Genomic DNA, 12,000 nt, shown 5'->3' with positions numbered 1-12,000 from the left:
AAAAAAGGGGCATTTCACGATGCCCCTGTTCTATTCTTATCTTACCAATTCACCATTCGACTCGGTCTTATCACATTATCTTTACCGATTTCTGCCACACCTAAAAACAAATTCTCATCAGAAAATAACCGCACTTGACCGTAACATTGTTGGCTATTTTCAAATTTCACCCGTTGCCCAAAGCTGACGGCGTTGGTTTGTTCAACGCTTAACCTGAGTATAGGAAGTTTTGAAACCGCACTATCTACGGGTAACAAATAGCTATCCAGTAAAGTCAAATCTTGTTGTTCGCCTAATACTTGTAACTGTTCCCAACTGAGCATTTTGTCTGTAGGATAATCCGCCACAGCAGTACGGCGTAGCATGGTGACATGCGCTCCACAGCCTAAATATTCGCCTAAATCGTCCACCAAGGTACGAATATAGGTGCCTTTAGAACAATGCACTTCAAGGGTTAAATACGGAGCTTGGTAGGAAATAAAATTCAGTTCAAAAATACGAATCGGACGTGCTTCACGTTCTACGGTGATACCTTGTCGGGCATATTCATACAAGGGTTTACCCTGATGTTTTAAGGCTGAAAACATGGTAGGTACTTGCATTAAATCGCCACGAAAATGCTCAAGTGCGGTTAAAATCTCGGGTATTTTTGACCGCACTTCTCGAGTTTGTACAATTTGACCTTCTGCATCAGAGGTGTCAGTGCGTTCACCCAATTTTGCCGTGACAAGATAGCGTTTATCCGCATCAAGCAAAAACTGACTAAATTTAGTGGCTTCGCCTAAACAAATTGGCAACATGCCTGTTGCCAATGGGTCTAATGCTCCCGTATGCCCAGCTTTATTGGCTTGATATAAGCGTTTTACTTTCTGCAAAATATCGTTAGACGACATACCTTGCGGTTTATCCAGTAAAAATACGCCGTGAATATCTCTACCTTTTTTACGTGGTCGAGACATTAGTTTTCCTCTATGTGTCGTTCTTGATCTTTGCGAATAACGTCTGTCACTAAGTTTGACATACGCATACCTTCCACCAAAGACTGATCGTAAACAAAGCGTAACTCTGGCACAATGCGTAATCGCATCGCTTTACCAACTAACGAGCGAATATACGGAGCAGCTTTTTCTAAACCTTTCATACCCTGTTCAATAGCGGATTCATCGTGATCAAATAAGAATGTCACAAAGATTTTGGCATAGGCTAAATCTCGGGATACCTCAACATCGGATACCGTTACCATACCAATACGAGGATCTTTTACTTCCCGTTGCAAGATAATTGCCACTTCTTTTTGTAATTCTTGTGCGACTCGGTCAGAACGTTTGAAATCTTTACTCATTGTTTTCTCTTTATATTATTAGGAATAAAAGCCCCCCTCAGTCCTGCGGACAAGCTCCCCCCGTAAACAGGGGGAGTGAAGAAAACGTGAATATCACATTCTCTTCTGTAGCAGACGCTCCCGTAAGCAGGGGAACAAAATCTTTATAATTTTACATAGAATTTGTAAATTTCGCTCCCCCTGCATTGCGGGGGGAGCTGGGCAAAGCCCTGAGGGGGGCTAACATTTATTAAATCGTACGTTTCACTTCAACCACTTCAAATACTTCGATTTGGTCGCCGACTTTGACATCGTTGTAGTTTTTCACGCCGATACCACATTCCATACCATTACGCACTTCACTTACGTCATCTTTGAAACGGCGGAGAGATTCTAATTCGCCTTCAAAAATCACTACGTTATCACGCAACACACGAATTGGGTTGTTACGTTTTACTACACCCTCGGTCACCATACAACCTGCAATCGCCCCGAATTTAGGGTGACGGAACACATCACGTACTTCAGCCAAACCGATAATTTCTTGTTTAAATTCAGGTTGTAACATACCGCTCATTGCCGCTTTGATTTCGTTTAGCAATTCATAAATAATAGAATAATAACGTAAATCAATATTTTCACTTTCAATAATTCGGCGAGCAGAGGCATCGGCACGTACGTTAAAGCCGACCATAATCGCATTAGATGCAGCGGCTAAGGTCGCATCAGTTTCAGTGATACCACCTACACCTGATCCCACCACTTTCACTTTCACTTCGTCCGTTGAAAGTTCTTGTAAGGATTGCACGATAGCTTCCACAGAACCCTGTACATCGGCTTTCACAATAACATTCAATTCTGCTACATCACCTTCTGCCATATTGCTAAACATATTTTCCAGTTTCGCTTTTTGCTGACGAGCAAGTTTCACATCACGGAATTTGCCTTGACGATATAATGCCACTTCACGGGCTTTCTTCTCATCACGCACTACTGTCGCTTCGTCCCCTGCCGCTGGCACGCCAGAAAGTCCTAACACTTCCACAGGAATTGATGGACCTGCACTATCGATTTCCTTGCCATCTTCATCACGCATTGCTCGCACGCGACCATATTCAAAACCACAAAGTACAATATCACCACGGTTTAATGTACCTGATTGCACTAAAATAGTTGCTACTGGACCACGACCTTTATCAAGATAAGACTCAATCACCACCCCGCTTGCCATACCGTCTTTCACAGCAGTTAATTCAAGCACTTCGGATTGTAATAAAATCGCATCAAGCAGTTCATCGACCCCAAACCCTTTTTTCGCTGAAACATGCACAAACTGCACATCACCACCAAATTTTTCTGCTACCACTTCGTATTGCAATAATTCTTGCTCTACACGATCTGGATTAGCTTCTGGCTTATCGATTTTGTTCACGGCTACCACGATCGGTACACCTGCTGCTCTCGCATGTTGAATCGCCTCAATAGTTTGTGGCATCACACCATCATCTGCCGCCACCACTAATACCACGATATCCGTTGCTTTCGCACCACGAGCGCGCATAGAAGTAAATGCTGCATGTCCTGGAGTATCCAAGAAAGTAATCACTTTACCTTTGGTTTCAACATGATATGCACCAATATGTTGAGTAATACCACCCGCTTCACCTGCTGCCACTTTGGCTTTACGAATGTAGTCAAGTAAAGAGGTTTTACCGTGGTCAACGTGACCCATAATCGTTACCACTGGAGCACGATTGACTTTTTCCGCCTGCGTATCACGATCTCCCAATACTGATTCTTCTAGCTCATTTTCTTTACGTAAAATCACTTTGTGACCTAATTCTTCTGCCACTAATTGAGCAGTTTCTTGGTCGATCACTTGGTTAATCGTCACCATTTCGCCCATTTTCATCATGGTTTTAATGATTTCTGAGGCTTTAATCGCCATTTTGTTGGCTAATTCAGCAACCGTAATAGTTTCACCGATCACCACATCACGGTTAACTGCGACAGCAGGTTTAGTAAAGGCTTGTTGAATTGAACTACCTTTTTTACCCTGTTTACCTTTGCCTTTTACATCTTTTTGGTTACGACGATCTGATTGGCGTTCATTTTTATTGCCCTTTTCATCATCACGTCCACCTTTTTTGGCTTTGACAACTTTATTTTTACCACCACGTCCACGACCTTCATTACGGCGTGAAACCTCATCTTCTGCATCACGGGCATAACTTGAAGTTAAATGATAATCCGCAAAATCCTCTGCACTGCTCGTTTCATGATGATTATCTTCACGTTCAGCATAACGTCTTGCTTCTTCTGCTGCTTTACGAGCTTGCTCTTCTGCTTTCTGACGTGCTAATTCTTCTGCTTTACGACGTAATTCCGCTTCTTCCGCACGACGTTTTTCTTTTTCAGGATCGAGTGTTTTTTGCACCGCACTTTTTTCTGGTTTAGCTTTAGCTTCAACTTTTGCTTTAACTAATTCAGATTTCATTTCTCGTTCTTTTTTGACTTTGTCACTGGCTTCTTTAACTTCTGCTTCTTGTTTCGCTTTTAATCTAGCTTGTTCCGCCGCTTTTTTAGCTGCTTCAGTATCAATTTTACGTGATTTACGAACTTCAACCTGTACTGCTTTGGCTTTACCTGTTGGCGTAGTCGTACTCACAGTTGTTTTAGTACGGCGTTGTAAGCTCAATTTTTTCGGTGCTTCATTTTCTAATTTATCAGTCATAATATCCTCCTTACAACGATTAACTAAACCAACAGATTTCACGGGCTGCCATAATTAATTCAGCTGCTTTTTCTGGGCTTAATTCTTCAATTTCTGCCAAATCATCAACCCCTTGTTCCGCTAACTCTTCTAGGGTAACAATACCTTGTTCCGCTAATTTAAAAGCAATATGACGCTCCATACCGTCAAGGTTTAATAAACGCTCTTCAATATGTGCGGACTCTAATGCTTTTTCTTCGGCTAATGCCGTTGCGGTAATTGCATTCTTCGCTCGAGTTTGCAATTCTTCAATCAGATCTTCATCTTCCAATCCATCAATCGCCGTTAATTCACTCACTGAAACATAGGCAATTTCTTCAAGAGAAGTAAAACCTTCATCAATCAAAATTTGAGCAAAGTTTTCATCAATCTCAAGTGCGGTCATAAATAATCTTAAAATTTTATTATCTTCCGCTTGGTGTTTTTCATTCAGCTCATCGGTGGTCATCACGTTTAAAGTCCAACCTGTCAGTTGAGTGGCTAAACGGACATTTTGTCCATTACGACCAATGGCTTGTGCAAGATTTGCTGTCTCAACCGCAATATCCATAGAATGATTATCTTCATCTACCACAATAGAACTTACATCAGCTGGTGCCATGGCATTAATCACGTATTGAGCTGGATTATCGTCCCAAAGTACAATATCCACTCGCTCACCACCTAATTCATTGGTAATTGCCTGTACTCTCGCACCACGCATACCCACACAAGCACCGACTGGATCGATACGTTTATCGCTACTTTTCACCGCAATTTTCGCTCTTGAGCCAGGGTCACGAGCAGAACCTTTAATCTCGATCACTTCCTCACCAATTTCTGGGACTTCTAGGCGGAATAATTCTTCCAACATAATCGGCTTCGCTCGGGTCACAAATAATTGAGCCCCTTTGCTTTCTGGTGAAACTTTATACAACACACCACGAACACGATCCCCAGGGCGGAAATTTTCCCGTGGTAACATATCTTCACGTACAATCACCGCTTCAGCTTTGACAGGATCTTCTTTGTTACCAATTAATTCCAGAATAATAGTTTCACGATTAACTTTTTTTACCGTACCAATAACGATATGACCTTCTTCACTAACAAATTGCTCAACCACTCGGCTACGTTCCGCATCACGAATTTTAGTACTGATCACTTGACGTGCAGTTTGCATCGTAATACGGTCAAACGCCACAGATTCAATTTGATCTTCAACAAAATCACCTACTTGAATATTTGGATCATCTAAACGAGCAGCATCAAGCGTAATTTCTTTAGTCGGGTTAGTCACTTCTTCGACTACTGTCCAACGACGAAATGTATCAAATTCACCTGTTTTAGGATCAATCGCTACACGAACATCAATTTCAGAGGGTTTTTCAACCCCTAAACGCTCTTGTTTTTGAGCATGCTTTTTCTTCGTTGAAAGGGCGATTGCACTTTCTAACGCCTCAAAAATCACTTCTTTTGGTAGCGATTTCTCGTTAGATACGGCTTCAGCCGCTAATAAAATTTCTTTACTCATTTTTTTCATTATCCTTATTAATAGTTAAATTCGATGACTAAAATTTTGCCACAACATTCGCTTTTTGGATATTACCAAACACTAAGGTTTGCGGTTGATTATCGACAATTAAGGTCAACATATCATTGTCAATTTTCTCTAATATGCCTTGCCATTTACGGCGATCTGTAACGGGAATACGCAAATGTACACAAATTTCCTTGCCGATATAGCGTTCATATTGTGCCAAACTAAACAGCGGACGATCCAAACCTGGTGAAGATACTTCAAGGTTGTATTTATCCGCAATGGGATCTTCTACATCTAAGATAGCACTGACTTGACGGCTAACATCTGCACAATCTTCTACTGTCACACCGCCGTCTTTATCAATAAATAAACGAACCGTCATAAAACGCCCAGATCGTTGACACTCGATACCCCAAAGCTCACAGCCTAAATCTTGCACTGATCCTTGCAGCAATTCTGTTAATTTTTGTTCTAATGTTGCCATTTATTATCCTTGTTTCCTTTTCTGTCCTCTATCTTCTGTTATCTGTATTCAGACACAAAAAAAGGGCTTAAAAGCCCAGTGTAAACTCTCAAATTTTACGTACAAAAAAACCCAAATTCCAAATTTGGGTTTCACTGAACCTTTATTTCCTTTCTTATCAATAAACTTAATAAGAAAGTGGTTGCGGGGGCTGGATTTGAACCAACGACCTTCGGGTTATGAGCCCGACGAGCTACCAAGCTGCTCCACCCCGCGTCCGAAATATGTGGCGTATTATACATAAAGATTTAAACAATTCAAGTTTTTTTTAAAATCCAATGCCTGTACCAACTGCAACACCAACCCCGCCATTACTCGCACCAAAACCGCCACCAACAGTACAAGCTGAAAGAAAACTCGCCATTAAAATAAACAAAATTATCTTCTTCATCATACTCTCCTAAAATTAAATTAAAGGGGAATTGTATCGCAATATCATAAAACTGTTAAGGTAAATAGAAAAACTAGGGGGTATGTTCGCCCCCGTATCATCTAATTTCGACAAATAATATCTCGCACTAATGGCGAATGATTTCTTACGGATTTCCGTTGTAAACATTTAAAGGTGATATCCAACAAAGAATCGACTATTTTATGGTGATTCTGCACACTACAAATCACTTTATTTTCTAACAGATCTAACATATCATCATTACCAAACGTAGCAATCGCTAAATTTTTCGGAATAGACTTATGTTGACCTAATAACACACTAAAGACCCCTTGTAATAAGGTCAATGATGTTACAAAAATCGCATCTGGCAAAGTATTCTCGACTAACCATTGGGCAAAGATTTTTGCACTACTCTCTTTATGAAAATGATCGGCATATAAAAACTCAGCAGATTTCGACCGCACTTTTAAGGCATTTCGAAAACCTCTTTCACGCTCACGGCTAGTTTGTAATTCAGGAACAGCCCCCAAAAATAACACTCGTTGATAAGATTCTTGAAATAATTTATCCGCCAGTTGAAAGGCATCTTGTTCATCATTAGTTAATACGTTTAACGCATTTTTGACATTTACTTTACGGTCAAAGCCAATCACTGGAACTTTACCTGCATATTCTGCATAGAACTGATGATTAGTCACCAACGCACTAGAAATAATCAACGCATCAACTTTACGGCGTAATAATTGCTTAACGCAACCCATCTCATTTTGTTCATTATCATTCGAACAACTAATCAGTAACTGATAGCCTTTCTCACGACAACGGTTTTCTAACTGATTGGCTATTTTGGCATAACTCATATTTTCAAAGTCAGGAATAATTAATCCAATGGTGCGACTTCTACCCGCCCGCAAACTAGCAGCTAACACATTAGGTTTGAAATCATGTTCACTAATTAATGCCTTGACCTTGGCTATTGTTTTATCACTAACACGGTATTGTTTCGCTTTACCATTTACCACATAGCTAGCTGTAGTTCGCGAAACACCTGCTAATTTGGCTAACTCATCTAATTTCATCGCTACCTCAAAAATGCGAAATTTCCAGAACGGGCATTATAAATATATTATTACTCATAAAGAAAGCATTGATTTTCAAAAGTTTGATCTAGATCCCAAAAATTTAACAAAAATGTTCTAATCCATATTGATACAAAGCATTTTTCTTACAATCATAAAGCTCTGCCACAATTGCTGCTGCTTTTTTTAACGGTAATTGTTGGCTAATTAATTGCAACGCTTTAATAGCCTTAGGATCAAATTCATCTGTATCATTTTTTGGTTTTCCCTCAATGATTAACACCATTTCGCCTTTAGTACGATTGCTATCTTCGATTAACCATTGGCGTAAATTTGCCACTTGATTTCCTACGATCATTTCCCATGTTTTGGTAATTTCTCGAGCTAATACAACATATCGTTCTGCCCCAAAAACAGTTTCAATATCCGCTAATGTGTCTAAAATACGATGGGTGCTTTCATAAAAAATTAAAGTGCGGTCTTCTTTAGCCAAATTTTCCAATTTATCCTTACGTGCTTTACTTTTGGCAGGTAAAAATCCTTCAAAACAAAAACGATCGGAAGCAACTCCCGAAGCACATAGTGCTGTTACTGCAGCACAAGCCCCAGGTAATGGCACAACGTTTATTTCCGCCTGACGACACTTTCTCACTAGATGAAATCCAGGATCACTAATCAATGGCGTACCAGCGTCCGAAATCAAGGCAATATTCAAGCCTTGCTGTAATTTTGCTACTAATAAATCTGCTTTTTGTTGCTCATTATGGTCATGCAAAGCAAAAAAAGGCTTTTTAATCCCATAATGACTGAGTAATAAACCACTGTGACGTGTATCTTCGGCAGCGATCAAATCCACTTCGGAAAGAATAGTTAACGCACGTTGCGTGATATCTTGCAAATTGCCAATCGGGGTGGCAACAATATATAAAGTACCTGAATTTATCATTTTATATCTTCTTATTGCTTTTAATTGATGAGCGAAGTAAGATCTACACATCTTTCTTATAACGGAGTAATTATGTCTATTCTATTACAAGGTACGCAATTTAAAAAACGTTTAATGCCACTTTTATTTCCTGTACTCCTAGCAGGCTGTACAAATTTGTTCGGTAGCGACTTTGATCAAACCTTAAAACGTGATGCCAATGCGAGTTCTGACTTCTATATGAACAAAATCGCTCAAACCCAAGAACTCGAAGATCAACAAACCTATAAATTGTTGGCAGCTCGTGTTTTAGTCACTGAAAATAAGATAGCTCAAGCGGAATCCTTATTAGCAGAATTAAATTTAAAAGAATTAACCCCAGAACAATTACTCGATAAATCCTTAATTGATGCACAAATTTCAGCAGTAAAACAACATAATAGCCAAGCTGAAAGCCAGTTAAAATTGATTAATTTAGCTGAGTTAAGTTCTTCGCAAACTGCTCGTTATTATGAAGTGTCCGCTCGTATTGCGGAAAATCGAAATCAATTTATTGATGCGGTGAAAGCACGTATTAAAATTGATAGCTCACTAACTGATGTCCAAAGAAAACAAGAAAATATTGACCGCACTTGGGCGTTATTACGCAAAACCAACAAAGCAACCATTAATATTACCTCAGCAGAAGGTGATGCTAGCTTAGGCGGTTGGTTAGCGTTAGCTAAAGCCTACAATGATAATCTAAGCCAACCAGCTCAATTAAGCGAAGCTCTACAAAACTGGAAATCAGCTTATCCAACGCATAGTGCAACTTATTTATTTCCAACTGAGCTAAAAAGTTTATCTAATTTCCAACAAACCCAAGTTAACAAAGTGGTATTATTATTGCCTTTAAGTGGTGATGCTCAACTACTTGGTAGTACCATCAAATCAGGATTTGATAATGCCAAGGGTGATACCAATAATGAAATTCAGGTAGATGTCATTGATACAATGACCACCGATATTCCAACTGCCATTGAACAAGCTAAACAATCTGGTGCAAGAGCAATGGTTGGTCCTTTATTAAAAAATAATGTTGATGTGGTTTTAAGTAATCCAGCTAGTATTCAAGGTCTAAATGTACTCGCCTTAAATTCAACCCCGAATGCTAAAGCAGTTAATCAACTTTGTTATTATGGGTTAGCTCCAGAAGATGAAGCAGAATCTGCTGCGAATAAAATGTGGAACGATGGCATTCATTCACCTTTAGTCATGGTGCCACAATCTGACTTAGGGCAGCGTACAGCCAGTGCATTTACAGTCCGTTGGCAACAGCTATCTGGTTCAGATGCCAATATTCGCTTCTATAATCAAGCACAAGATATCGCCTTAGCCTTAGAAGAAGGTGCTAGTAAACAGGCAGAGGCAATGTATATTGTAGCTTTAAGTGAACAGTTAGGTGAAATTAAGTCAGTGGTTGATAATGTCAATCCACAGCTAAAACTTTATGCAAGTTCTCGTAGTAATTCATCTAATAATACGCCTGAATATCGTTTACAAATGAATGGATTGCAATTTAGTGATATTCCATTCTTTAAGGAAACCGATTCTGAACAATATAAAAATATTGAGATGAAAACGAATGGTGATTATTCTTTAATGCGTTTATATGCCATGGGAGCGGATGCGTGGTTATTAATCAACCAATTTAATGAACTACGTCAAGTACCAGGATATTCTGTCAGTGGCTTAACGGGTAAACTAAGTGCAGGTCCAAATTGTAATATTGACCGCGATATGACGTGGTTCCAATATCAAGACGGTAATATCAATACCATTAAGAACTAAATGTTTTCACCCAAACAAAAACTTTCTACCAAACAACAAGGGGCGAGATTTGAACAATATGCTCGCCTTTTTTTAGAAAACCAAGGTTTACGTTTTATTGCAGCGAATCAAAATTTTAAGTGCGGTGAATTAGATTTAATCATGTTAGACGATGAAACCTTTGTCTTTGTGGAAGTTCGCCAACGCAAAAATGATCTTTTTGGTTCAGCGGTAGAAAGTGTGGACTGGCATAAACAACAAAAATGGCAAAATGCCGCTAATTTATGGCTTATGCAACAAGGACAAAGCCTAGAAGATGCGGATTGTCGTTTTGATTTAGTCGCTTTCGGTCGAACCCCAAAAGATATTGAATGGATCCCTAACTTTCTTGACTAATATGCTAAATAAAATTAACGATCTCTTTGCAGAAAATATTCAAATTCAAATTTCGGCATCTAAATCATTAGCCAATAATCTAAGTATTGCTACGCAAAACTTAGTGAATTGCCTATTACGTGGCAATAAAATTATTGTATGTGGTTTAGGACGTTCCTATGCAAATGCACAATTTTTAGTCGCTAATTTAATTAATCGCTACGAATTAGAACGCCCGAGCTTTCCCTCTGTTTTATTAAGCCTTGACGGAGCCATGGGTTCTGCTATTATTTTTGATAACCCAACAGAAAACTTATTACTACGCCAATTTAATGCAGTAGCACAACAAGGCGATATTTTATTAGTGCTTTCTCCCTTTGGTAATGAAGAACCCATTTTAAATGTGATACATCAGGCTTTTACCAAAGAAATTTCGGTCATTGCTTTAACCAGTAATAATAGCGATCATTTACGTGGTTTACTGAGTGAAAATGATCTAGAAATTGCCGTACCAAGTAATAGAGAAAGTCGTATTTTAGAAAGCCATTTATTTCTGATTAATGCACTTTGTGAACTTATTGATCATACATTATTTACACAAAGTGGTTGACAAAACCCTGAACTAACAACAGACTATAAGAGGTTATGTAAGGAGTAGAACAAATGAAAATTAACACACTAAAAAATCTCGCAATGATATTAACTACCACATTTATCCTACAAGGTTGTGTTGCTTTAGGTTTAGGTGGGGCAGCAGTTGCAACCAAAGTTGGTACAGATCCTCGCACAATAGGCTCACAAGTGGATGATGAAACCTTAGAACTCAAAGTCTATGATGCCATCACCAAAGATGAGCAAATTAAAGCTGAAGGTCGTGTAGTCGTAGTTTCTTACAGTGGTCGTGTATTATTACTTGGTCAAGTGCCTGATGAAAGTTTAAAAGAAGTTGCCACAGGTTTAGCGAAAGGTGTTGAAAATATAGGTGATGTATATAATGAAATGCGTGTAGGTTCACCTATTTCACTTACTCAAAAAACACAAGACAGCTGGATCACTACAAAAATCAAATCTGATATGTTGTTAAATTCTGCGGTTAAAACCACTGATATTAAAGTGATTACTGAAAATAAAGAAGTTTTCTTACTTGGTAATGTTACCCAAGATCAAGGCACTGCCGCCGCAGAAGTGGCACGTAAAGTGTCTGGGGTAGAAAAAGTGGTTAAAGTATTTAAATACTTAAACTAATTATCAGCTAGCATTACTCTAAGTTTAACCGCAC

At 39.0% G+C, this 12,000-nt stretch carries 12 protein-coding genes and 1 tRNA gene; 4 read left to right on the top strand and 9 right to left on the bottom strand.

Translation table 11 applies throughout. The features are described from left to right. Positions 1-41: 41 nt before the first annotated feature. From truB to rsmI, 9 genes are all read right to left on the bottom strand, one after another. On the bottom strand, positions 42-959 hold the full coding sequence (gene truB, locus O1Q81_RS05030) for a tRNA pseudouridine(55) synthase TruB (RefSeq protein ID WP_386698539.1): 918 nt from the start codon (positions 957-959) through the stop codon (positions 42-44). Continuing rightward, positions 959-1,342 (bottom strand): 30S ribosome-binding factor RbfA, encoded by a 384-nt coding sequence (gene rbfA, locus O1Q81_RS05025; RefSeq protein ID WP_386693480.1) that lies wholly within the window; start codon positions 1,340-1,342, stop codon positions 959-961. The genes truB and rbfA overlap by 1 nt, the downstream gene beginning before the upstream one ends. A 229-nt stretch (positions 1,343-1,571) precedes the next feature. Continuing rightward, positions 1,572-4,055 (bottom strand): translation initiation factor IF-2, encoded by a 2,484-nt coding sequence (gene infB, locus O1Q81_RS05020; protein WP_386698537.1) that lies wholly within the window; start codon positions 4,053-4,055, stop codon positions 1,572-1,574. 19 nt (positions 4,056-4,074) lie between these two features. Beyond that, positions 4,075-5,607 carry a transcription termination factor NusA gene (gene nusA, locus O1Q81_RS05015; RefSeq protein ID WP_386698535.1) on the bottom strand — a complete coding sequence of 511 codons (1,533 nt, stop codon included), beginning with the start codon at positions 5,605-5,607 and terminating at the stop codon, positions 4,075-4,077. A 37-nt stretch (positions 5,608-5,644) separates the two neighbouring features. Continuing rightward, complete coding sequence (gene rimP, locus O1Q81_RS05010) at positions 5,645-6,100, bottom strand: ribosome maturation factor RimP (protein WP_386698534.1); 456 nt, start codon at positions 6,098-6,100, stop codon at positions 5,645-5,647. Positions 6,101-6,278: 178 nt separating this feature from the next. Continuing rightward, positions 6,279-6,355, bottom strand: a tRNA-Met gene (locus tag O1Q81_RS05005). Between the two features lie 52 nt (positions 6,356-6,407). Continuing rightward, a complete protein-coding gene (locus O1Q81_RS05000) occupies positions 6,408-6,530 on the bottom strand; it encodes a hypothetical protein (protein ID WP_386693476.1) in 123 nt (40 codons plus the stop codon). Between the two features lie 101 nt (positions 6,531-6,631). Next, entirely contained in the window at positions 6,632-7,612 is a 981-nt protein-coding gene (cra, locus tag O1Q81_RS04995; protein ID WP_386698533.1) for a catabolite repressor/activator, read from the bottom strand. Positions 7,613-7,715: 103 nt separating this feature from the next. Continuing rightward, positions 7,716-8,558, bottom strand: coding sequence for a 16S rRNA (cytidine(1402)-2'-O)-methyltransferase (rsmI, locus tag O1Q81_RS04990; protein WP_386690066.1), 843 nt, complete (start codon positions 8,556-8,558; stop codon positions 7,716-7,718). Positions 8,559-8,630: 72 nt separating this feature from the next. Between rsmI and O1Q81_RS04985 the strand changes: the two genes are divergently transcribed. Genes O1Q81_RS04985 through dolP form a run of 4 tightly spaced genes read left to right on the top strand, consistent with a single transcriptional unit; the run spans position 8,631 to position 11,966 of the window. Next, positions 8,631-10,367, top strand: coding sequence for a penicillin-binding protein activator (locus tag O1Q81_RS04985; protein WP_386698531.1), 1,737 nt, complete (start codon positions 8,631-8,633; stop codon positions 10,365-10,367). Further along, entirely contained in the window at positions 10,368-10,742 is a 375-nt protein-coding gene (locus O1Q81_RS04980) for a YraN family protein (RefSeq protein WP_386690060.1), read from the top strand. It abuts the gene before it with no gap. Position 10,743: 1 nt separating this feature from the next. Continuing rightward, entirely contained in the window at positions 10,744-11,331 is a 588-nt protein-coding gene (locus O1Q81_RS04975) for an SIS domain-containing protein (RefSeq protein WP_386690058.1), read from the top strand. 53 nt (positions 11,332-11,384) lie between these two features. Then, positions 11,385-11,966, top strand: coding sequence for a division/outer membrane stress-associated lipid-binding lipoprotein (gene dolP, locus O1Q81_RS04970; RefSeq protein ID WP_386698529.1), 582 nt, complete (start codon positions 11,385-11,387; stop codon positions 11,964-11,966). Positions 11,967-12,000 lie beyond the last annotated feature (34 nt).

The sequence above is a fragment of the Lonepinella sp. MS14436 genome, from assembly GCF_042470565.1.
In the GTDB taxonomy this organism is placed as follows: domain Bacteria; phylum Pseudomonadota; class Gammaproteobacteria; order Enterobacterales; family Pasteurellaceae; genus Lonepinella.
Note: the sequence above shows the minus strand (reverse complement) of the source record. Positions and strands in the feature narration are given on the sequence as shown.